The organism is Kitasatospora sp. CB01950 (assembly GCF_001905465.1).
In the GTDB taxonomy this organism is placed as follows: domain Bacteria; phylum Actinomycetota; class Actinomycetes; order Streptomycetales; family Streptomycetaceae; genus Kitasatospora.
The window spans coordinates 265,744-287,401 of sequence record NZ_LISX01000001.1 but is presented as its reverse complement, the minus strand read 5'-3'; the positions used below and the strand labels follow the sequence as shown (position 1 = coordinate 287,401).

At 73.2% G+C, this 21,658-nt stretch carries 24 protein-coding genes; 11 read left to right on the top strand and 13 right to left on the bottom strand.

Annotated features, from left to right (window positions below; genetic code table 11):
* Positions 1-13 precede the first annotated feature (13 nt).
* On the bottom strand, positions 14-790 hold the full coding sequence (locus AMK19_RS01315) for a MarR family transcriptional regulator (RefSeq protein ID WP_073807344.1): 777 nt from the start codon (positions 788-790) through the stop codon (positions 14-16).
* 225 nt (positions 791-1,015) lie between these two features.
* Here AMK19_RS01315 and AMK19_RS01310 point away from each other — a divergent pair, with 225 nt between their 5' ends.
* The 4 genes from AMK19_RS01310 to AMK19_RS01295 all read left to right on the top strand — a co-directional run bounded on the left by AMK19_RS01310 (position 1,016) and on the right by AMK19_RS01295 (position 5,119).
* Positions 1,016-1,684 (top strand): DUF4097 family beta strand repeat-containing protein, encoded by a 669-nt coding sequence (locus tag AMK19_RS01310; protein ID WP_073807343.1) that lies wholly within the window; start codon positions 1,016-1,018, stop codon positions 1,682-1,684.
* Positions 1,685-1,826: 142 nt separating this feature from the next.
* The gene (locus tag AMK19_RS01305; protein WP_073807341.1) at positions 1,827-2,789 is read left to right on the top strand and encodes an ATP-binding cassette domain-containing protein; all 963 of its coding nucleotides are present in this window, start codon (positions 1,827-1,829) and stop codon (positions 2,787-2,789) included.
* Positions 2,786-3,562, top strand: coding sequence for an ABC transporter permease (locus AMK19_RS01300; RefSeq protein WP_073807340.1), 777 nt, complete (start codon positions 2,786-2,788; stop codon positions 3,560-3,562). The genes AMK19_RS01305 and AMK19_RS01300 overlap by 4 nt, the downstream gene beginning before the upstream one ends.
* A 189-nt stretch (positions 3,563-3,751) precedes the next feature.
* Positions 3,752-5,119 (top strand): alpha/beta hydrolase family protein, encoded by a 1,368-nt coding sequence (locus AMK19_RS01295; RefSeq protein WP_198953151.1) that lies wholly within the window; start codon positions 3,752-3,754, stop codon positions 5,117-5,119.
* A gap of 12 nt (positions 5,120-5,131) precedes the next feature.
* On the opposite strand, the gene AMK19_RS01290 is transcribed toward AMK19_RS01295, so the two are convergent.
* Genes AMK19_RS01290 through AMK19_RS01270 form a run of 5 tightly spaced genes read right to left on the bottom strand, consistent with a single transcriptional unit; the run spans position 5,132 to position 8,605 of the window.
* On the bottom strand, positions 5,132-5,959 hold the full coding sequence (locus AMK19_RS01290) for a hypothetical protein (protein WP_073807337.1): 828 nt from the start codon (positions 5,957-5,959) through the stop codon (positions 5,132-5,134).
* Positions 5,956-6,489 carry a SigE family RNA polymerase sigma factor gene (locus AMK19_RS01285; RefSeq protein WP_073807335.1) on the bottom strand — a complete coding sequence of 178 codons (534 nt, stop codon included), beginning with the start codon at positions 6,487-6,489 and terminating at the stop codon, positions 5,956-5,958. The genes AMK19_RS01290 and AMK19_RS01285 overlap by 4 nt, the downstream gene beginning before the upstream one ends.
* Positions 6,490-6,528: 39 nt before the next feature.
* Entirely contained in the window at positions 6,529-7,521 is a 993-nt protein-coding gene (locus tag AMK19_RS01280; RefSeq protein ID WP_073807334.1) for an ABC transporter permease subunit, read from the bottom strand.
* Positions 7,518-8,417, bottom strand: a complete 900-nt coding sequence (locus AMK19_RS01275) for an ABC transporter ATP-binding protein (protein WP_073808284.1) — start codon at positions 8,415-8,417, stop codon at positions 7,518-7,520. The genes AMK19_RS01280 and AMK19_RS01275 overlap by 4 nt, the downstream gene beginning before the upstream one ends.
* Positions 8,414-8,605 (bottom strand): hypothetical protein, encoded by a 192-nt coding sequence (locus AMK19_RS01270; RefSeq protein ID WP_073807332.1) that lies wholly within the window; start codon positions 8,603-8,605, stop codon positions 8,414-8,416. The genes AMK19_RS01275 and AMK19_RS01270 overlap by 4 nt, the downstream gene beginning before the upstream one ends.
* A 118-nt stretch (positions 8,606-8,723) precedes the next feature.
* Between AMK19_RS01270 and AMK19_RS01265 the strand changes: the two genes are divergently transcribed.
* The 3 genes from AMK19_RS01265 (at position 8,724) to AMK19_RS01255 (ending at position 11,960) form a co-directional block, all read left to right on the top strand.
* A complete protein-coding gene (locus AMK19_RS01265; RefSeq protein WP_198953150.1) occupies positions 8,724-9,860 on the top strand; it encodes a sensor histidine kinase in 1,137 nt (378 codons plus the stop codon).
* Positions 9,861-9,900: 40 nt separating this feature from the next.
* Positions 9,901-10,575 (top strand): response regulator, encoded by a 675-nt coding sequence (locus tag AMK19_RS01260; protein WP_073807329.1) that lies wholly within the window; start codon positions 9,901-9,903, stop codon positions 10,573-10,575.
* Positions 10,576-10,706: 131 nt separating this feature from the next.
* On the top strand, positions 10,707-11,960 hold the full coding sequence (locus AMK19_RS01255) for a serine hydrolase domain-containing protein (protein WP_073807328.1): 1,254 nt from the start codon (positions 10,707-10,709) through the stop codon (positions 11,958-11,960).
* Positions 11,961-12,021: 61 nt separating this feature from the next.
* Here AMK19_RS01255 and gap read toward each other — a convergent pair whose 3' ends face one another.
* The 3 genes from gap to AMK19_RS01240 form a co-directional block, all read right to left on the bottom strand.
* On the bottom strand, positions 12,022-13,020 hold the full coding sequence (gene gap, locus AMK19_RS01250) for a type I glyceraldehyde-3-phosphate dehydrogenase (RefSeq protein WP_073807326.1): 999 nt from the start codon (positions 13,018-13,020) through the stop codon (positions 12,022-12,024).
* A gap of 152 nt (positions 13,021-13,172) precedes the next feature.
* Positions 13,173-14,129, bottom strand: coding sequence for a GlxA family transcriptional regulator (locus tag AMK19_RS01245; RefSeq protein ID WP_073807324.1), 957 nt, complete (start codon positions 14,127-14,129; stop codon positions 13,173-13,175).
* A 181-nt stretch (positions 14,130-14,310) separates the two neighbouring features.
* Positions 14,311-14,883, bottom strand: a complete 573-nt coding sequence (locus AMK19_RS01240; RefSeq protein ID WP_073807323.1) for a DinB family protein — start codon at positions 14,881-14,883, stop codon at positions 14,311-14,313.
* 143 nt (positions 14,884-15,026) lie between these two features.
* Between AMK19_RS01240 and AMK19_RS01235 the strand changes: the two genes are divergently transcribed.
* Positions 15,027-16,019: a helix-turn-helix transcriptional regulator gene (locus tag AMK19_RS01235; protein WP_073807321.1), complete on the top strand. Its 993-nt coding sequence runs from the start codon at positions 15,027-15,029 to the stop codon at positions 16,017-16,019.
* Positions 16,016-16,396 (top strand): MerR family transcriptional regulator, encoded by a 381-nt coding sequence (locus tag AMK19_RS01230; protein ID WP_073807319.1) that lies wholly within the window; start codon positions 16,016-16,018, stop codon positions 16,394-16,396. The genes AMK19_RS01235 and AMK19_RS01230 overlap by 4 nt, the downstream gene beginning before the upstream one ends.
* 111 nt (positions 16,397-16,507) lie before the next feature.
* On the opposite strand, the gene AMK19_RS01225 is transcribed toward AMK19_RS01230, so the two are convergent.
* Positions 16,508-17,029, bottom strand: coding sequence for a DinB family protein (locus tag AMK19_RS01225; protein WP_073807317.1), 522 nt, complete (start codon positions 17,027-17,029; stop codon positions 16,508-16,510).
* The gene (locus AMK19_RS01220; protein ID WP_073807316.1) at positions 17,029-17,829 is read right to left on the bottom strand and encodes a VOC family protein; all 801 of its coding nucleotides are present in this window, start codon (positions 17,827-17,829) and stop codon (positions 17,029-17,031) included. Before AMK19_RS01220 ends, AMK19_RS01225 begins: the two co-directional genes overlap by 1 nt.
* A gap of 329 nt (positions 17,830-18,158) precedes the next feature.
* Between AMK19_RS01220 and AMK19_RS01215 the strand changes: the two genes are divergently transcribed.
* Positions 18,159-19,247, top strand: a complete 1,089-nt coding sequence (locus AMK19_RS01215; protein ID WP_073807314.1) for a PD40 domain-containing protein — start codon at positions 18,159-18,161, stop codon at positions 19,245-19,247.
* A 194-nt stretch (positions 19,248-19,441) separates the two neighbouring features.
* Entirely contained in the window at positions 19,442-20,449 is a 1,008-nt protein-coding gene (locus AMK19_RS01210) for a TolB family protein (RefSeq protein ID WP_073807313.1), read from the top strand.
* 15 nt (positions 20,450-20,464) lie between these two features.
* On the opposite strand, the gene AMK19_RS01205 is transcribed toward AMK19_RS01210, so the two are convergent.
* Both AMK19_RS01205 and AMK19_RS01200 read right to left on the bottom strand, forming a co-directional pair.
* Positions 20,465-21,064, bottom strand: a complete 600-nt coding sequence (locus AMK19_RS01205; RefSeq protein WP_073807311.1) for a hypothetical protein — start codon at positions 21,062-21,064, stop codon at positions 20,465-20,467.
* A 26-nt stretch (positions 21,065-21,090) separates the two neighbouring features.
* Entirely contained in the window at positions 21,091-21,600 is a 510-nt protein-coding gene (locus tag AMK19_RS01200; protein WP_073807310.1) for a SixA phosphatase family protein, read from the bottom strand.
* Positions 21,601-21,658: the final 58 nt, after the last annotated feature.

Sequence of the window (21,658 nt, the reverse complement as noted above, 5' to 3'; positions counted from 1 at the left end):
CGGGCCAGGACCCTCAGCCCCTGCCGCCGCCGACCACCGCGTCCTCGGCGGCTTCGGCGGCTTCGGTGTCCTCGGCGTCCGGATCGGGCTTGGCGTGCTGGATCTCCCGGGCGTCCTCGGCCAGCCGGAACAGGCCCTCGGAGACGAAGTTCAGGAACCGCGCGATGCTGTCCAGCCGGTCGGAGGCCGGGGTGCCGGGGCCGAGCACGGAGACGCCCTCGCGGACGGCCTCGACCACGGCGGCGTTGGCCCGGGCGCTGGCGACGGTGGCCTGGTACCAGATGTCCTCGTCCAGGACATAGCTCTCACGGCGGCGCTCGTCGCGCTCACGCCGGATCATCGCCTGGTCGTCCAGGAAAGCGACCGCCTTGGAGATGGACGCCGGACTGACCTGGAGCCGCTGGGCGAGCTCGACCGCGGTGAGGCGGCCTTCGTCGGTGAGCATCAGCGCGGCCAGCACCCGTGCGGGCATCCGGCTCATGCCGGAGTGCATGAACACCGTGGTGACGGTCTCCGCATAGACCGCCACCGCCTCCGGGTCGCGCCCGTCGGCGGGCCGGTCGGAGTACGGGCTGCGGGGCAGCGCCTGTCGGCGCTGGGCGCGGCGTTCGGTGGCGCGGTGGGCCAGGTCGGCCCGGTAGCCGTTGGGGCCGCCGTTGCGCATGACCTCGCGGGTGACGGTCGAGGTCGGACGGTCGAGTCGGCGGGCGATCTCGGCGTACGCAAGGTCCTCGGCCAGTCCCAGCGCGATCTGCTGGCGTTCCTGCTGGGTGAGCCTGCCTCCCGGCATCACGGTCTCCTCGGTCGGTCTTCCCGGTCGGCCCCAGCATAGCGTTCACGCACATTTCATTGCACCGCACCCGCCCTCAACGTTGCGTTAGCTGGAGGGCCGTTGCAACGATTTACAGCCATTGACCTGCTGCGATGCGCTTCGATTGCAACAAGTCCATTGCCGAATTCATGAACGCAACGTAGCGTTTCCATCATCAGAAACGAAGCGCAGATGGAGTCAGCCATGCAGCAGTTCGCCACCCCCGCCGCGATCACCGCCGTCGTCGAGATCCCCGCCGGCCACCTCCGCCTGATCGCCACCGACCGCACCGACACCGTCGTCGAGGTGCTCCCCGCCAACCCGAAGAAGGACCGCGACGTGCGGGCCGCCGAGCAGACCGAGGTGGTCTTCGCGGACGGCGTGCTGCGGATCGTCACCGCCTCCGGACAGCACCGCCTGCTCGGCCCGACCGGCGCGCTGGAGGTCACCGTCCAGCTGCCGGCCGGCTCCCGGATCGAGGCCAAGTCCGCCGACACCGAACTGACCGGCGTGGGACGGCTCGGCGAGGTCGCGTTCGAGAGCGCCCGGGGCACGATCAAGCTCGACGAGGCGGCCGGCGGCTGGCTCGTCCTCCAGGCCGGCAGCATCGAGGTCGGCCGCCTCACCGGCTCGGCGAAGCTCGACACCCAGAGCGGCGACCTGACCGTCACCGAGGCGGTGAGCGGCGAGCTGGCGCTCACCACCCAGTCCGGTTCGATCACCGTCGGCGCCGCCCGCGGAGTGTCCGCCTCGCTGGACGCCGGCACCGGCCACGGCCGCATCCACAACGCCCTGCGCAACGCCGACGACGTGCCCGGGCTCGCCATCCGCGCCACCACCATGAACGGCGACATCACCGCCCGCACGGTCTGACCGCAGCCCCGCCACCGGGCCGCCGCACCGCACGGCGGCCCCGCACGGCACCAACTTGCACGGCATAGACCCGCACGGCACCAACCCGCCCAGTACCAACCCGCACGGCATCAACCCGCCCAGCAGCAGAAGGAGTTCTCCCATGACCGGCCTGGCCATCGCGGCACAGGGGCTGCGCAAGTCCTACGGGGACAAGACCGTCCTCGACGGCGTCGACCTGTCCGTCCCGCAAGGCACCGTCTTCGCCCTGCTCGGCCCGAACGGGGCCGGCAAGACCACCGCCGTGAAGATCCTCTCCACCCTCATCTCGGCCGGCCCCGGCAGCGGCCCGATCCGGATCGGCGGCCACGACCTCGCCACCGACCCGCAGGCGGTGCGCGCCGAGATCGGCGTCACCGGCCAGTTCTCCGCCGTCGACGGCCTGATCACCGGCGAGGAGAACATGCTGCTGATGGCGGACCTGCACCACCTGCCCAAGGCCGAGGGCCGCCGCGTCGCCGCCGACCTGCTGGCCCGGTTCGACCTCACCGAGGCCGCACAGAAGCCCGCCTCCACCTACTCCGGCGGCATGAAGCGCCGCCTCGACATCGCGATGACGCTGGTCGGCAATCCTCGGATCATCTTCCTGGACGAGCCCACCACCGGCCTCGACCCCCGCAGCCGCCACAGCATGTGGCAGATCATCAGGGAACTCGTCACCGGCGGCGTCACCGTCTTCCTCACCACCCAGTACCTGGAGGAGGCCGACGAACTCGCCGACCGCATCGCCGTCCTGCACAACGGCGTGATCGCCGCCGAAGGCACCGCCGACGAGCTCAAGCGCCTCGTCCCCGGCGGCCACGTCCGACTCCGCTTCACCGACCCGGCCGGGTACCGGTCCGCCGCCGACGCCCTCGCCGAGAGCGCCCGCGACGACGACTCGCTGACCCTGCTCGTCCCCAGCGACGGCAGCCAGCGCGCCCTGCGCTCCGTACTCGACCGGCTGGACTCCGCCGGCGCCGAGGCCGACGCGCTGACCGTGCACACCCCCGACCTCGACGACGTGTTCTTCGCGCTGACCGGCGCGCCCGCCGTCACCGACCAGCCCAAGGAGAACGCACGATGAGCGCCTTCGCCCTCGCCTTCCGCGACTCGTCGACCATGCTGCGGCGCAACCTGCTGCACGCCCGGCGCTACCCGTCGCTCACCCTGAACCTGCTGCTCACCCCCGTGATGCTGCTCCTGCTGTTCGTCTACGTCTTCGGCGGCGCGATGAGCGGCGGGGCCGGCCGGGCCGCGTACGTCGCCTACCTGCTGCCCGGCATCCTGCTGATGACCATCGGCTCCACCGTGGTCGGCACCGCCGTCTCGATGGCGACCGACATGAACGAGGGCATCGTCGCCCGGTTCCGCACCATGGCGATCCACCGCGGGTCGGTGCTGTTCGGCCGGGTCGTCGGCAGCGTCCTGCAGTCGGTGCTGAGCGTGGTGCTGGTCGGCGCCGTCGGCGTCGCCATCGGATTCCGCTCGCACGACGCCACCGCGCTGGAGTGGCTCGCCGCGTTCGGCCTGCTGGTGCTGGTCGCGCTCGCCCTCACCTGGCTCGCCGTCGGCATGGGCATGGGCAGCCCCAACGCGGAGGCCGCCAGCAACGCCGCACTGCCGCTGATCCTGCTGCCGCTGATCTCCACCGCCTTCGTCCCGCTGCACTCGATGCCCGGCTGGTTCCAGCCGATCGCCCAGTACCAGCCGTTCACCCCCGCCATCGAGACGCTGCGCGGCCTGCTGCTCGGCACCCACATCGGCAACAACTGGTGGATCGCGCTGATCTGGTGCGCCGCCCTCACCGTGCTCGGCTACCGCTGGTCCCGCTCGCAGTTCGACCGCGAGCCGAAGTAGCCACCCAGCCAAAACAGAGCTGACATCTCGTCAGCTCATTTGGCGTATCCGGGGGTTGCCCCTACCCCGGGTCCGGGTGGCAACCGCATCGTGCGACGGCGGACGATCGGAAAGGGTGGATCGACCGACCGCGCTCGACCACGGGGAGACCACACCATGGGGAACAGACATCGAACAAAACTGCTGGGAGTGATCGCACTCCTGCTCCTGCTGCCGACCGCGGCCCCCGCAGCAGCCCGCCCGAACGGTCAACTGGCGCACACGGCCGTCGAGTTCACCAGCGTCGACGGCGTCACTCTGCACGGCGAACTGATCGCCCCGCAGGGCGCGAACGGCGCCCCCGGGCTGGCGATGGTCGGCGGGGCCGGCCCGGTCACCATGGACGAACTGCGGCCCGCCGCCGAGGCGTTCGCCGCCCACGGCATCCCGACCCTGATCTGGGACAAGCGGACCGCCGGTTACTCCACCCTCCGACGCGACTACGACCGGCTCGCCGACGACGCCCTCGCCGCAGCCCAACTCCTGCGCTCCCGGCCCGAGATCGACCCGAACCGGGTCGGCCTGTGGGGCCTGTCGGAGGGCGCATGGGTGGCCACCCTGGCCGCCGGACGCACCCCCTCGGACGTGTCCTTCGTGCTGACGGCCGGCGCGGTCGGCCTCACCCCGGCCCGCCAACAGGCCTGGGCGTACGGCGAGTTCCTCCGACACGCCGGAATCACCGGCTCGCTGGTACCGACCATGCAGAGCACGCTGATCCGACAGCTGGCCGCTGCCGGGCTCTTCCCGGAGGCGGACTACGACCCGGTGCCCGCCTGGGAGCGGATCCACCAGCCGGTGCTGGCCGAGTGGGGCACGCTGGACCGCGAGGCCGTGCCCGCCGAGAGCGAGCGGATCGTCCGGGAGGCCCTGGACCGCGCGGGCAACCGCCACTACACGATCCGAACCGTCCCGGACGTCCGCCACAACCTCCGCCGCAGCTTCGCCGACGGCTTCGACCGATCCCCTCAACTGCCGGACGACTACGCCGACTTCGAGTCCCGCTGGATCAACGGGCTGGCGAGCGGACTGCCGGCGGCATCCGCCGACACCGCCCCCGCACAGGAGTACGCCAGCCGGCCGCTCGCCCCGCTCCACTGGTACGAACCCCCGTGGCTCCAGGCCGCGTTGACCGGCGTCTGCCTGATCGGATTCGTCGGGCACCTCGCCACCGGCACAGTCCGCCGACTGCGCCGCCGCCCCGCCCCGGCAGGCCTGCCCCGCCCGGCCCGCTGGGCCGCCCTGACCGGCACCCTCACGGTCGTCGGCACCCCGCTCTACCTGCTGTTCATGGCGATCACCGCAGCCTCCCTGCCCGGACCGGTCCTGCTGGGCCGGCCGGCCGTCTGGTGGCTGCTGCAACTCGCCGCCGTGGCAACGGTGGTGGCGGTCGCACTGACCGCGTTCACCGCGCTCCGGAACCGCCCGGCGGGCGGCGCCCGGGTACGGCTCGGACTGCTGACGCTCTCGGGCGCGGCGTTCGTCCCGTGGGCGCTCTACTGGGGGCTGCTGCGCCCCTGACCGGCGCCGGGGTCAGACCTTGGCGTCCGGCGCGGTGTCGGCGACATGCTGCCACACCGGGTCCAGCGCGAGGGCCGTGAGCTGGTCGCCGTCGAGCAGCGGCGACGGATACAGCTTGTCCCCCTGGTTGGCGATGGTGTTCGAGGAAGCGGTGATCATGCTGCCGTCGGTGCGGTAGAGGGTCACCCGCCAGTCCTGCAGGCCCGCCGCCGCGTCGGGGAGGTACGTGTACAGCTGGCTGCCGTCGGGGCGGTTCTCGACCGCGCACTTGGGCACATTGCCGCAGGTCGCGTGCGGCTTGTAGCCCGTCGAGTGCCGCGGAACACCGATGACCTGGCCGACCTCGATCCGGATGTTGCCCGACCGCGTGCCGTTGGTGATGCTGTGCAGCGCCCCGACCCGGAACGCCTGCTGCCGGACTCCGTCCGTCGGGCCCGGCATCCCGCTCGGCAGCGGCTGCGGGCCCGGGTCGTTCCAGGTGTTCTCGATCCGGTAGCCGGCCGGGATCCGCGCCGCCAGCAGCTCCGCGACATTCGGCACGGAACCCGGGCTGCCGGGCTTGGACGACGCACCGTCGCTCGGCTTCGACGAGCCCCCGCCGGACGGGGCGGCCGCCGGACCGGCCACAGTGCTCGTCGGGCCGGCGGTCAGCACGGCGCCGCCCGCCACCGCGACGGCGATGATCGCCGCGACGGCACCCGTCATGGTGGCGGCGCGCCGACGCTTGCTGCGGCGGCCCCGACGCAGCAGGTCCGCCACCGGCGCGGGCCCGGCCGGGGCCTGGCCGTCCGCCAGCACCTCCAGCGCGTGCGACAGGTCCTCGTGGTCAGTGGTGCTCATGGGCTGACAGCCTCCTCGTTCCTCGACCGGTTGTTCGACAGGGTGGTGCGCAGCCGGGCCATCGCCCGGGAGTGTTGGCTCTTGACGGTGCCGACCGAGCAGCCGAGGACGGTGGCGGTGTCCTTCTCGGACAGGTCCTCCAGGTGCCGCAGCACCACTACCGCACGCTGCCGCGGTGCCAACGACCGCAGCGCACGCCGGAGTTCGTCCATCTCGTCGTACTCGACACCGACCGCGCCGGCCGTCTCCGGCAGATCGGCGGTGAGCGTCTCCCGACGTCGTCGACGCCACCAACTGATGTGCCCGTTGACCAGCATCCGCCGCAGGTAGGCGTGCGGATCGTCGGTGGCCACCCGTCGCCAGCGGACGTACAGCTTGACCAGGCAGTCCTGCAACAGCTCCTCGCCGCGGTACCGGTCCCCCGCTATCAGGGTGGCCGTGCGCAGGTGCCGCGGCCAGGCGGCCGCGACGAAGGCCGTGTAGGCGTCGTCCTCGGTTTCTCGACTCACACCGACCACACGCCCGAACATGCCGGAAAGGTTGTCAGCAGTTTTTCGGATCGTCTCCGCTCAGTCGGCGCGGGTCCGCAGCCGGCGCACCGCGAGAGCGGCCAGGGCGGCGGCGAGCAGGGCGAACAGCGCACTCTCCACGAACTGGAAGGTCCAGTAGCGATCGGCGGGCTGTTGGGTGATCTCGACGTGGATCCGGTGGTCGGCGAGGCAGCCGGGCAGGTCGGTGAGCGAACTGTGGTCCATGCAGTCCTGGAACCAGTCGCTGTGCCCGACGGGCGCGCCGGACTCGTCGAGGATCGCGCTCGTGTCGATCACCCACGGCCCGCCGGGCACCCGCAGTCCGCCGATGTCGCCGTAGGTGCCGATCTTGCTGAGGTTGGCGACGATCGGCGCGGTCAGCTGCACCGCGGTGCGCTCGGGCGCCCGGTAGTGCGGACGGACGACGGCCGGGACGACCAGCTGGACGACGGCGAACACGGCGAGCGTGGCCGCCATCGCGGGGACGGTGCGCCGCAGGTACAGGCCCAGGGTGGCGCCGAGCACGGACGCGAACGCGGCGTACGCGGCGGGCACCAGGCCGTGCGAGGCGAACGCGACCGGCTCGAAGCGCGCACCGCGAACGGCGGTGACGGGGCCGGTGGCCCAGCCCAGCAGTAGCGCGGCGAGAGCGGCGGCGAGGGTGCAACTGCCGCCCACCACACCGAGTTTGGCCGCCAGCCAGCGGCGTCGGGTGATGCTCTGGTTCCACACCAGCCGGTGCGTGCCCGCCTCGAACTCCCGGGCCACCAGCGGCGCGCCGCAGAACACCCCGAACACGGCGGGCGCCACCAGCAGCAGGTAGCCGAGCAGGTCGGTGCGCAGCCCGTAGCGGTCCGCGAAGGCGGCGAGCGGCCCGGTGCAGTCGGCGCGGGCCGAGCAGTGCGCGAGCGTGTCCTGCTGGGCGTGGTGGACGTCGAGGCCGAGCACCACCAGGTAGCCGGCCAGCAGGAGCAGCGCGCCCAGGCCGATCAGCGCCTGGGTGCGGAACTGACGCCAGGTCAGCCAGATCATCGACGGGCCTCCGGTCGGGCGGCGGGACGGCGCGCGTTCTCGGCGCGGGCCAGCTGGGCGAGGACGAGTTCCTCCAGGTCGGGCGCGGTGACGGCCCACGGTCCGTCCGGCAGCGGGTGCTCGGTGCGGACCAGGGCGGTCGCCGGGCCGCCGTCGGACGGCTCGGTGCGGGTGAGCACGGTGACGGCCGACGGGAGCGCGTCGAGGTCGGCGGGACGGCCGGTCACCCGGGCGTGCCGGGCCAGCAACGGGCCGATGTCGCCGTGCAGTTGGACCCGTCCGCGAGCCAGCACCACCAGGTGGTCGCAGACCCGGGCGACATCGGGCAGGGCGTGCGAGGAGAGCACGGCCGTCGCGCCCAGCTCGGTGACGGACTCCATCAGGTGGTCCAGGAACGCGTGCCGGGCCAGCGGGTCGAGCGCGGCGGCGGGCTCGTCGAGGATCAGCAGGTCCGGCCGCTTGGCGGCGGCCACGGTCAGGGCGAGTTGGGCACGCTGCCCGCCGGACAGCCGACCGGCCTTCTGCCGAGGGTCCAACTCGGAACGGGCCAACCGGCGTTCGGCGAGCGCCGCATCCCAGCGCGGGTTGAGGCGGGCGCCGAGACGCAGGTGCTCGGCGACGGTGAGGTCCGGGTAGACGGGCGTGTCCTGGGCGACGTACCCGACCCGCGCCAGGTGATCCGGTCGGACGCCCGGCTCCGCACCGTGCACCCGGATCCGGCCCGCCGTCGGGGCGATCAGCCCGCACGCGAGCTGCAACAGCGTCGACTTCCCGGCCCCGTTCGGCCCGACCAGACCGACCACCCGGCCCGCCGGAACACTCAACTCCACGTCCGCGAGCGCCGATCGACGCCCGTACCGCTTGCCGAGCCCGACGGCCTCCAACACCGGCGTCACCACAGCTCCACGTCCTCGGCGTCCCGCCCCGCCCGCCGCCCCCGCCAGGCCCGCACCAACCGGTACGCACCCCACCCCAGAGCAACCAGTACGCCCAACTGAAGCGCCCACCACGCGTACAACAGCGGGCTCCGCTCGGTCTTCTCGGCCACCGCCACCAGCACGGCACCGCTCGTCAATCCATCCATGCCCCCACACTCCCGCCCACCCCCGACCCCCCACAGCGGCCGAAGGTACGGTCCCCCCACCCGCCCGTCGTACTTTCGGCCGGTCCGCCGCACCCGCGGCTTCCCCTAGCGTGGCGGCGTGAGACGGACGTCGGTGGTGGGGAACGCAGTGCTCGGGGCGGGGTTCGCGCTGGTGGTGCTGGTGATGGCGGCGCAGTACGCGGCGCAGGGCCGGATGTGGCTGCTGGACGCGGCGACCGGTGCGGTGGTGTGCGCGCTGGCCGTGGGGCGGGAGCGGAACCGTGGCGGGGCGGCCGCGCTGGGTCTGGCCGTGGCCGGTGCGGCGGCCCTCGCCGCCCGCGCGGCGGGGCTGCCCGGGGAGCCCGGCGCGGCGGCGGTGCTGGGGCTGCTGGTGCTGGGCGGCTCCGCGGTGCGGACGCTGCCGTGGCGTTCGGCCGCCGCGCTCGCCGTCGCCGGGCTGGCGATGATGACGGCGGGCCTGCTGGCGGCGCAGGCCCCGGCGACCCCGTTCCGGGTCGGCATCGAGGTGTGGGCGCTGGCGCTCGCCGCCGGCCTCGGGCTGCGCCTGCTGGACCACCGCCGGCAGGCCGCCGCCGAGACCGCGCGCCGCGACGAACGCCTCGCGCTGGCACGGGAGTTGCACGACCTGGTCGCCCACCACATCACCGGCGTGGTGGTGCAGGCGCAGGCGGCCCGGATCGTCGCCCGCAAACGTCCCGAGCAGCTGGACGACACCCTTGCCGGGATCGAGACGGCCGGCGCGGACGCGCTGTCCGCGATGCGCCGCGTCGTGGGCCTGCTGCGCGCCGCCGACGACACTCCGGGGACGGCGCCCGCCGCCCCCGGCCCGGCCGAACTCGCCGATCTGGCAAGGAAGTTCGAAGGCCACGGCCCGAGCATTCGGCTGCAGCTTCCGGACCGGGACGCGCCGACCTGGCCGCCCGAGGTCGCCACCACCGTGCACCGGATCGTCCAGGAGTCGCTGACCAACGTCGCCCGCCACGCCGCCCACGCCCGGACCGCCGAGGTCGCCGTCGCCCACACCCCGGGCGTCCTGACCGTCACCGTCGCCGACGACGCCGCCCCCGCCCACACCCGCCACCGCCGCCCCGCCGGATACGGCCTCCTCGGCATGCGCGAACGCGTCGAAGCCCTCGGCGGCACCCTCACCACCGGCCCCGCCCCCACCGGCGGCTGGACCGTCCACGCCGAACTCCCCGTCCCCGAAAGCGCCCCCGAAAGCACCTCCCGATGACCGACCCCACCCCGCCGCCCGTCCCCGAAAGCGCCCCCCGATGACCATTCGCATCCTGCTCGCCGACGACCAGGCGATGATCCGCAGCGGCCTGCGCCTGATCCTGGAGGACGAGGACGACCTGACCGTCGTCGGCGAGGCCTCCGACGGCGCCGAGGCGGTCGAACTCGCCCGCCGGCTGCGGCCCGACGTCTGCCTGGTCGACATCCGGATGCCCGGCCTGGACGGCATCGACGTGACCCGCGCGCTGGCCGGTCCGGGTGTCGCCGACCCGCTGCGGGTGGTCGTCGTCACCACCTTCGACCTCGACGAGTACGTGCACGGCGCGCTGCACGCCGGCGCGGTCGGGTTCGTCCTCAAGGGCGCGGCGCCCGCGCTGCTGATCGAGGCCGTCCGGGCCGCGCACGCCGGCGACGCCCTGATCTCCCCGTCCCTGACCCTCCGTCTGCTGCGCGGCCTCGCCCCCGCCCCGGCACCCACCGTGCTGGGCCGCCCGCCCGGCCGCCCGCTCTCCGCCCGCGAGACCGAGGTGGTCCGCGCCATCGCCCGGGGCCGCACCAATCAGGAGATCGCCGCCGACCTGTTCATCACCCTCAGCACCGTGAAGAGCCACCTGACCGCCGTCCAGCAGAAGCTCGGCGCCCGCAACCGCGTCGAGATCGCCGCCTGGGCCTGGCAGCACCACCTGGTCGACCCGCCCCTGAGCCACCCCTGAGCCGGCCCCGAGGTCCGACCTCCGGGGCCGCTCAGGGTTCGTCCCGGATGACCACGGAACGGCCGGACGGAAGACTTTCCCACGTCAACGCGCTCATCGGGAGCGGCTGTTGAGGAACATGGGGGACGAGCATGAAGACCACGGGACGCAAGCTGGCAGCCACCGCCGCGATCGGCGCACTGGTGGTGGGCCTCACCGCCGGCGTGGCCACCGCCGCACCGACCGCCCCCGCGAGCCTGCCCACCGCCGCGAGCCCGTCCGCTGCCGCCGGCCCGTTCACCGCCGCGACGCCGCCGAACGCGGCCGCCCTGAAGGCGTCCATCGCAGGCCTGCCCAGCGACCAACTCACCAGCGCCGTCGTGCTGGTGGGCGGCGAGGGCGGCCGCTGGTCGGGCACCTCCGGGGTGGGCGACCCGGCGACCGGGCGGCCGGTGAAGGCGGACGGCGAGTTCCGGATCGGCAGCATCACCAAGGTCTTCACCGCCGCCGTGGTCCTCCAGCTCGCCGCCGAGCACCGGGTCGACCTGGACGGCCCCGCCGTGCGGTACCTGCCGCCGAACACCCTGCCGGAGGCCTACTCCGCGGTCACCGTACGGCAGTTGCTCAACCACACCAGCGGCCTGCCGAACGGCCTGGGGCAGTTCCCCGACGACGGCACCCCGGAGTGGTTCGCCGCCCACGCGAGCGACAGCTTCACCCCGCAGGAGGTGGTCCGGCGGATCATGCTCAACCCGAAGGCGTTCGACGCGGGCAAGGCCCAGCAGTACAACGGCGTCAACTACTACCTGGCGGGCCTGCTGATCGAGCAGGTCACCGGCCACAGCTACGGCCACGAGGTCGGTGCCCGGATCCTGCGCCCGCTCGGCCTGCACCACACCTGGGCGCCGGGCGTCGACGACACCGCGCTGCCGAACCCGACCGCGCACGCCGTCCTCACCGTCACCCGCCCGGACGGCAGCACCGGCCTGGCGGACGTGACCGAGCAGAGCCCCTGGCCCTGGGCCGAGGGCGGCATGATCTCCACCGCGCCCGACCTGGAGCGCTTCATGTCCGCGCTGCTGCACGGCAAGCTGCTGCCGCCCGCCCAGCAGGCCGAACTGTTCGCCGTCCCGGACGTGCCGAACAACCAGAACGACCACTGCGACATCGGCCCCACCACCGGCCGGGCCTGCTTCAGCACCGGCCTGATGCGCTTCTCCCCCGCCCCCGGCGTCGAGTTCTGGGGCAAGACCGGCAGCCGCCCCGGGTACACCAGCGCCGTCTTCGCCACCCGCGACGGCTCCCGCGACCTGGTCTACTCCTTCACTCCGACCTCCCGCGCGGGCGCTTCCTTCGCCGCCCAGTACCAGGTCGCCGCCGCCGCGTTCGACCTGCCGACGCACTGACCCGCACGCACGCGAGAGGGCCCGCACCGCGCATCGCGGTACGGGCCCTCTGCCACGCGCGTCAGTTCGCGGCGAGCAGCTCCAGGGTGTCGATCACCCGGTTCGAGAAACCCCACTCGTTGTCGTACCAGGCGACCACCTTGACGTGCCGGCCCTCGACCCGGGTGAGCTCCGAGTCGAAGATCGAGGACGCCGGGTTGCCGGTGATGTCGGAGGAGACCAGCGGGTCGTCCGAGTACTCCAGGACGCCCGCCAGCTTGCCGGCGGCGGCCTCGCGGTAGGCGGCGAGCACCTCCTCGCGGGTGACGTCGCGGGAGACGGTGGTGTTCAGCTCCACGATCGAGCCGACCGGGACGGGCACCCGGATCGAGTCGCCGGACAGCTTGCCGTCCAGCTGCGGCAGCACCAGGCCGATCGCCTTCGCGGCGCCGGTGGTGGTCGGCACGATGTTGACGGCGGCGGCGCGGGCCCGACGCGGGTCGCGGTGCGGGCCGTCCTGGAGGTTCTGCTCCTGGGTGTAGGCGTGCACGGTGGTCATGAACCCGTGCTCGATGCCGGCCAGTTCGTCGAGGACGGCGGCCAGCGGGGCCAGCGCGTTGGTGGTGCAGGACGCGTTGGAGACGATGGTGTGCGCGGCCGGGTCGTACGCCTCGGTGTTGACGCCGTAGGCGAGGGTGACGTCGGCGCCGTCGGACGGCGCGGACACCAGGACCTTCTTCGCGCCGGCCGCCAGGTGGGCGCGGGCGGCGTCCGCGGAGGTGAACCGGCCGGTGGCCTCCAGCACGAGGTCCACGCCGAGCGCGGCCCACGGCAGGTCGGCGGGGTTGCGCTCGGCGAGCACCTTGATCCGACGGCCGTCCACCACCAGCACGTCGCCCTCGACGGTCACCGGGCGGCCGAGCCGGCCCGAGGTGGTGTCGTAGGCCAGCAGCCGGCCGAGCGCGGTGGGCTCGGTCAGGTCGTTGACGGCCACGACCTCCAGCTTGCTGTCGCGCTCCAGCAGAGCGCGCAGCACGTTGCGTCCGATGCGGCCGAATCCATTGATGGCGATGCGGGTCATGGGAAGTGCCCTCCTGTGCGCTGAGTGAACTCCTCCACTCTCGCCCGCCCGCCCGGCCCGTGGCAGTGGCGTCAGTGCCACGGTTCGCAAGGATCGTGCCAGGCCCCCGCGGCAGCGGGAAAACGCTTTCCCGTCGCCTCCGGAAAGCGCTTTCACTCCCCCTTGGCGAACGTCCGCCGGTACTCGCTCGGCGTGGTCCCGAGGATCTGTTGGAAGTGCGTGCGCAGGTTGGCCCCGGTACCGAGACCGGTCTCCGCGGCGATCCGCTCTACGCTCCGCTCGGAACGTTCCAGCAGCTCACGGGCGAGATCGACGCGGGCTCGCAGCACCCACTGCATCGGCGTGTACCCGGTGTCCTCGACGAACCGCCGGGAGAAGGTGCGCGGCGAGACCGCGGCGTGCCGGGCCAGCGTCCGTACCGTCAGCGGCTCGTCCAGCCGGTGCAGCGCCCACTCCCGGGTGGCGGCGAACCGCTCCCCGATCGGCTCGGGCACGCTGCGCGGCACGTACTGCGCCTGACCGCCGCTGCGGTACGGCGCGGCCACCAGCCGCCGCGCGGTGTGGTTGGACGCCGCCACCCCGAGGTCCCGGCGCAGCATGTGCAGGCACAGGTCGATGCCGGACGCCGCGCCCGCCGACGTGAGCACGCTGCCCTCGTCCACGAACAGCACGTTCTCGTCCACCCGCACCTGCGGATACTTGGCGGCCAGCGCCCGCGTGTAGTGCCAGTGCGTGGTGGCGCGGCGGCCGTCCAGCAGCCCGGTCGCGGCCAGCGCGAACGCCCCGGTGGAGATCGCCGCCAGCCGGGCCCCGCGCCGGTGCGCCGCGCACAGCGCCTCGACCACGGCGGCCGGCGGGTCGTCCCGGTCGGGGTGACGGTAGCCGGGCACGAACACCGACTCCGCCCACTCCAGCGCCTCCAGCCCGTGCGCCACGTGGTACGACAGTCCGTCCCCGCCCGCCACCAGCCCGGGCGCCGCGCCGCACACCCGCACCTCGTACGGCATGCTCGCGCGGGTGGAGAACACCTGCGCCGGGATCCCGACGTCGAGCGGCTTCGCACCGTCGAGGACCAGCACGGCGACCCGGCGCAGACGAGGAGCAGACATCCCGTCAGCCTAAGGTCCGGAGGCGCCCGGCCCGCGCTGCCGAGAGTCCGCCCGCCCGCCTCCGGGTCGCCTCGCCCGGGCAGCCCAGCACGCCGTCCGCGCCGTCCGCACCAGGCCGCCGTGCCGCGCCACCACCCCAGCCCCCGGGGTCGTGACGCGGCGGCCGCAGCCCGTCCGAACCTCAGCCCATGCTCTTCGCCCCGTCGATCGCCTCCCGGATGATGTCGGCGTGCCCGGCGTGCTGGGTGGTCTCCGCGACGATGTGGATCAGCGTGCGACGGGCCGACCAGGCCGTGTCGGCCTGGAACCACGGCGCGGGCGGCAGCGGGTGCGAGACGCCCAGGTCGGACAGGTTCGACACCAGCTCGTCGGTGGCCCGGGCGACGGTCTCGTACGCGGTCAGCACCCCGGCCAGGGTCTCGCCGGGCAGCATCCGGAACTCCGCGGCGCGCTGCTCGTAGTCCGCCTCGGTGAAGCTCATGAAGTCCGGCATCACGGACGGCCCGAACTCGATGAACGCCGCCCAGGTCCGCTCCACCGAGCTGACGTGCTTGATCAGGCCGCCGATGCACAGCTCGCTGACGGTGGTGCGCCGCCCGGCCTGCTCGTCGTCCAGGTCGCGGGCGGTCAGCCGCAGGAAGTGCCGGGCCGCCCGCAGCGCGTCCAGCAGCTCGGCCTGCTCGCCGGTCGGCCGCTCGTCCGTGGCGGTGGCGACGGGGTACTGGCCGACGGGGGTCTCGGTGGTCTCGGTCATCGTCTCGCCTCTCGTAAGCACATCAACAGCGTTTCAACACAAGGGAGTTCGGCGCGTTCTCGGCGCCGTCCCGCTCGCTCGTGTTCCACACTAGGGGCCATTGCGGCCAGTTTCCGGCCGCAATTGCGAGAGGATCCGGAGTCATGGCCGACACCAGTGCCCGCACCCTGCGGCTGCTCACCCTGCTCCAGTCCCACCGCTACTGGAGCGGCGAGGAACTCTCCACCCGCCTCGGCGTCTCGGCCCGCACGCTGCGCCGCGACGTGGACCGGCTGCGCGAGCTCGGCTACCCGGTCGAAGCCCGGCGCGGCGTGGACGGCGGCTACCAGCTCGCCGCCGGCGCCGCCCTGCCGCCGCTGGTGATCGACGACGAGGAGGCGGTCGCGCTGGCCGTCGGACTCCAGGCAGCGGCCGACGGCCCGGTCGAGGGCATCGCGGAGGCCTCGGTGCGGGCACTGGCCAAGGTGGTGCAGGTGATGCCGACCCGCCTGCGCCGCCGCGTCGACGCGCTGCGCACCGTCACCGTGCCGGGCGTCTGGCGCGGCCGGGACACCGCCGACGACCGCATCGACCCCGACACCCTCACCGCCACCGCCCTCGCCTGCCGCGACACCGAACGCCTGCGCTTCCAGTACGGCACCGCGGACGGCCGCACCGGCGAGCGCCACACCGAGCCGCACCACCTGGTCCGACTGGGCCGGCGCTGGTACCTGGTCGCCTACGACCTCGTCCGGCACGACTGGCGCACCTTCCGCCTCGACCGGCTCACCGCGCCCGCCCCGACCGGCGCCCACTTCCGCCCCCGCACCCTGCCGGCCGCCGACGCCGCCGAGTTCGTCCGGGCCGGCCTGAACGCCCAGTCCCGCCCGCACCGCGTCGAAGTGCTGATCGACGCCCCGGCGGCGACCGTCCGGCAGCGGATCGGCCACTGGTCCGACATCGAGGAGGTCGACGAGGGCCGCTGCCGCCTCCTGATGAACGCCGAGTCGCTGGACTGGCCCGCGATGGCCGTCGGCTCCCTGGACGTCGACTTCCAGATCGTCTCCCCGCCCGAACTCGCCGCCCTGATGGCCGCCTGGGGCGAACGCTTCGTCCGCTGCACCGCGCCCAACAAGCAGGCAGAATCGGCCCCGTGACGACTCAGCAGCTGCTCACCCCCGCCGAGGCCGCCGAACGCTCGGGCTTCAGCCTGGACACCCTGCGCTACTACGAGCGCATCGGCCTGCTCACCTCCATCACCCGCGCCACCAGCGGCCACCGCCGCTTCACCCCCGACGACCTGGCCTGGCTGGGCATCCTGCGCTGCCTGCGCGACACCGGCATGCCGATCGCCGACATGCGCCGCTACGCCGAACTCGCCCGCACCGACCACCCGGACAGCCTCCGCGACCGGATCGCCCTGCTGGAGAAGCACGACACCGCCGTCAACGACCAGATCACCCTGCTGGCACGCCAACGCACCCACCTGCGCGACAAAATCGACTACTACCGGACCGTCCTCGACGCCGACTGACCCCCCGCACCGCCCCGTCCAGAGCCGCAGCCGCCCACCACCGACCCACCCGCCACCGCACCGAACAGGGCCGCCTCCAGGGCAAGTTGGTCCTGCACGTCGCGGACCGACTCAGCCCATGGTGCGCTGCCCGTCCAGCGCCTCGCGGAGGATGTCGGCGTGGCCCGCGTGCTGTGCGGTCTCGGCGACGATGTGCAGCAGGACCCGGCGGACGCTCCAGGCCGCACCCGGTTCGAACCAGGGGGCGGACGGCAGGGGGTGGACGGCGTCCAGGTCGAGGGTGGCGACCAGGCCGTCGGTGTGCTCGGCAACGGCCCGGTAGCGCTCCAGCAGGACGTCCAGGGTCTCGCCGGGCAGCATCCGGAACTGCTCCGCCCAGGCCCCGGCGTCCGTCGGCGCGCCCTCGGAACGCATCGCCTCCGCGCCGCCGATGGCGAACCGCATCCAGCGTTCCTCGACCCCCGCGACATGCTTGACCAACCCGCCGAGGGTGAGTTCGCTGACGGTGGTGCGCTGCTGGGCCTGGTCGTCCGTCAGCCCGCGGACGGTGTAGCGCAGGAACCCCCGGTGCTTGTCGAGCGAGGCCAGCAGATCGGCCCGCTCGCCGGTGGGTTCGGGCCGCGGCGTGACCATCAGGACACCTCCACCGTGGACGGCGGCTCGCCCTCCGCGGCCCCCGGGTCGATCAGCGAGAACGCCGCGCCCTGCGGGTCCACGAACGACGCGAACCGCCCGAACGGGCTGGTCATCGGCCCGAACACCAGCTGCCCGCCGGCCTTGGCGACCCGCTCGACCGCGGCGTCGCAGTTCTCCACGATGAAGTAGATGCTGATGAACGACGGTACCTGCGCGGGCACTTCGGGCGTCATCGCCATCGACCCGAGCACCTCCCTGCCGCCGACGGTGAAGAGCCGGTACTCGACCTTCTCGTCGACGAGCTTCCGCACCCCGTACGAAAAGACCTGCGGGAAGAAGGTGTTCGCGGCGTCCGGGTCCCGGGTGAACACCTCCGCCCAGCCGTAACTGCCAGGCACGTCGCGCAGTTCGAAGCCGGTGTGCTCCCCGCCCTGCCAGACGCCGAACAGCACGCCGCCCGGGTCCGTGGCGACCGCCATCGACCCGAAGGCGCCGACCTGCATCGGCTCCAGCAGCAGGGTGCCGCCGGCCGCCCGGATCCGCTCCGCGGTGGCCCGGACGTCCGGCGAGGCCAGGTAGAGCACCCAGGTGGACCGGGCCTCGCCGTGCCCGGGCGGCGGCGGGACGATCGCGGCCACCGCCTTGCCGTCCCGGAACGCCTGCGTGTAGTTGCCGTGCTCGGTCGAGGACTCGCCGAACGTCCAGCCCAGCACCTCGCCGTAGAAGCTCTTCGCACCCTCCAGGTCGGTGAACATCGCGTCCGCCCAGACCGGGGTGCCTTCGGGTTGCGCAGCCATGGTGCCTCTCGCTCCGCTGTCGGGGATCGGGAATCCGCGGCCCGGCAAAGGACCGGCCACGGGCACGACCACGTGCGCTGGCCACGCTAGCCAGCGACCGCCCCGGTTTCCCGGCGACGCGCGCGACCGCCACCCGACGGGTCGTCACCAACCCTGGGACCACTCGGAAACGGGCTCTCGAACGCCGGTTACAGGGCAGTGACAGTGCACACACGGTCCCGGGTCATCCGGCTGACTATCTTTGGTCAACGCCCGAACGACAGCGCAGCAGAGCGCGGAACGGACCGGGCGAAGCCACCATCACTCACTGCTTCCGGGGGAAACCTTCCATGTCCGCGCGCGCCCGCCTCCGCCGTTCCGCCGCCGTCGCCTTCGTCTCCGCGATCACTGCGGGTTCCGCTCTGCTGCTCACCGCCTGCGACCCGTCGGCCGACGCGGCCGACGCGAAGTCCGGCACCGCCGCGCCGACCCGGTCCACCTCCCCGTCCGCCGCCGGCTCGGCCTCGCCCTCGTCCTCCGCCGGCGGCTCCGCCACCCCGTCCGCCGCCGCGTCGACCACGCCCACCGGCTCCGCGTCCGCCCCGGCCGCCACGCCCTCCACCACGCCGACCAAGGCCGCGCTGAACCTCACCAAGGGCACCGGGCTGACCATCAGCAACGGCACCCGGTACGTGGTGATGGACGGCAAGGCCGTCGACTTCGGCACCGTGGTCCGCGACCTGACGTGGTCCCCGGACGGCAAGCACGCCGCGTTCGTCGACGGCAACGGCAACCTGCAGACCTCCGACCCGGACGGCAGCCACAAGGTGCTGATCGCCAAGGCCCCCTCGGGCCAGACCTGGTCCCACCCGACCTGGCAGGTCACCGTCCCCGACTCGATCGACCCGGGCCGCAACAACCTGCTCCTCACCGCCGACGACCACGACACGCTGCGCCTGCTCACCGTCCCCGCCCACGCCGGCGCCACCCCCGCGGCGCTCCGCCTGATCACGTCCGACATCGACGGCGGCCCGGGCGTGCCGCAGGCCGGCAACCTGTGGCCGAACGCGACCGGCTCGCACGGCTCGGCCGTGTACGCCAACAAGGACGACGGCCAGGTGTACATCCGCGACGAGTACACGCGGCTCGACGGCGCCGCCGTCACCAAGGGGTCCCAGCCGGCCGCCGACGACGAGGGCGACATCGTGTTCGTCCGCTCGGTCGACGGGCACAGCCACATCTTCGAGCGGTCCGTCGACTCCCACCAGGAGCGCGACCTCACCCCGCGCGCCTCGGCCGACTACACCGAGCCGGTCCTCTCGCACGACGGCAGGACCGTCGCCTTCCGCAGCCCGGACGGCATCTACACCGTGCCCGCCAAGGGCGGCACCCCGCAGAAGGTCAGCGACACGGTGGGCCTGCCCGCGTTCCGCGGCTGACGCCCCGGTCCGTCCCGGTTCGCACCTGCTGCGACAAGCCGCCGCCGAGCCGCCGGCATCCTGAACGGCCGCCGCAGTCAAGGCCGTTGGTGCGAACTGACAGGATGTGTACGAGACACATGCCATCATGGCGGCGGCCCGGTCACCGATCGGGCCGCTGCCGCACGCAGATCAGTTCCATGGGGGAATCTTCGATGAGCGAACGCATCCGTCTGCGCCGGTCCGCGGCCGCCCTGCTGGTGGCCGCCGTCACCACCGGGTCGGCGCTGCTGCTGACCGCCTGCGACCCGGAGGGCGGCGACAGCCCGGCGACCACCGCCGCGCCCAGCAAGGCCGCCGACAGCCCGGCCGCGGACGCCCCGAGCGCCGGCGCCGAGGGTTCGTCCGCGCCCACCGCGGGGGGCAAGCTGAACAAGACCGCCGGCACCAGGCTGACCGTCAGCACCGGCACCAACACCGTGCTGATGGACGGCAAGGCCGTCGACTTCGGCACCGTCGTCCGCGACCTGGCCTGGTCCCCGGACGGCAAGCACGCCGCGTTCGTCGACGGCAACGGCAACCTGGAGATCTCCGACCCGGACGGCGGCCACAAGACCGTGGTCGCCAAGGCCCCGTCGGGCACCACCTGGTCCCACCCGACCTGGCAGGTCTACGGCCCGGACGAGCCGCACGGCGCCGGCACCTTCCTGCTGTTCACCGCCGACGACAAGAAGGCACTGCGCCTGCTGTCCGTCGAGGCCAAGGCCAACGCCAAGCCGGAGCCGCTGCGCGTCGGCGACAGCGAGGACCAGAAGACCCTCCCCGACACCGGGAACCTGTGGCCGAACTCGGCCGGCCAGGCGGGCATGACGGTGTACGCCAACAAGAACGACAACCAGGTGTACTACCACGACGTGCTGAGCCGTACCAACGGCGGCGTGCTCACCAAGGGTTCGCAGCCCGCGATCGCCGACGACGGCGAGCTGGTGTTCGTCCGCTCGTCGAACGGCCACAGCCACATCTTCGCCATGGCGAAGGAGCAGGGCTCCAAGGAGGTCGACCTGACCCCGGACGCCAACGCCGACTACACCCAGCCGGTGATCTCGCACGACGGCAAGAACGTGGCGTTCCGCGGCCCGGACGGCATCTACACCGTGTCCGTCAAGGGCGGAAAGGCCGAGAAGGTCACCGACACGGTCGGCCTGCCCGCCTACCGCGGCTGACCTTCCCGCGCCCGCCTACCGCGGCTGATCTTCCCGCTTCAACTCCTCCTGCAAATGCGGGAGTTGCTCGTCGGCGACGTCGTACGGGAGCCACTCCACCGGGTCGATGAAACGGAACAGCACCCGGCTCGGGGTGATCGCGAACTCGTAGTCCGCGAAGCCCACCACGGCGCCCAGCTCGCCCCGGGCGGCCCCGCGCACCACGTGCGCGGTCAGGTCGTCCGGGGCCTCCGCCCGGTCGGCCGTCACGTGGCGGCGGGCGTTCGGCCGCCCCAGGTACGGACAGACCATCGTGGCGTACAGCATGCACGCCCGGTGCCCGGGAGCCTCCATGGTCGGCGCCATGTTCCGGTACGGGAGCCCGGCCGCCAGCGCCTCGCCGATCGCGGCCGCCTCCTCCCCGCCGACCACCCGCCACACCGGGCCCCGCGGCATCAGCGTGTTGCACACCGAGCACAGCCGCTCCCGCGCACAGGCGGCGGACCGCTCGTAGTCGGTCAGCCCGAACTGCGGGGCATCGCCCTCCCACGGGGTGATCGCGGGCACCGGATAGCCGCGCCCGTCCTGCGGGCGGACGGCCACGGCGGGCGGCTTGGGCACGGAGTCGAAGCGCATGCCCCATCCCTATCACGCCCGACAAGTCAGCCACGCGGCACCGCAAACTCGGTCAACTCGGCACTTCCCGGACCGAGTTGACTCCACTCCCCGGGCACCTCCAGAACCGCGATGCCGGCCGTGGAGAACTTCTCCCGCACCCGCCGCAACGGCTCGCTCTCCCGCTCCCCGGCCAGCTCCAGCACCAGCTCCTGCACCTCCGGCCGGTGCCCGACCAGCAGCACCGTCCGCACCATCGGCGGCAACTCCCGTACCAGCCCGAGCAGTTCGTCCGCACCCGCCCGGTACGCCCGCGGCTCCAGGACGAGTTCGGGCGTACCCCCGAGGGCCGGCTCCGCCAACTCCCAGGTCTGCCGCGTCCGCACCGCCGTCGAGCACAGCACCCGGTCCGGCACCAGCGCGTGCGCGGCCAGCCAGCGCCCGGCCGCCGCCGCGTCGGCCCGGCCGCGCTCGGCCAGCGGGCGCAACTCGTCCGGGACGTCCGGCCAGTCCGCCTTGGCGTGCCGCAGCACGATCAACCGCCGCTGTTGGGTCATCCCCCCAGTGTGGCCCGCCCACCGGCGGTGTGTTGTGGGACGCGCCGCCGAACCGCGG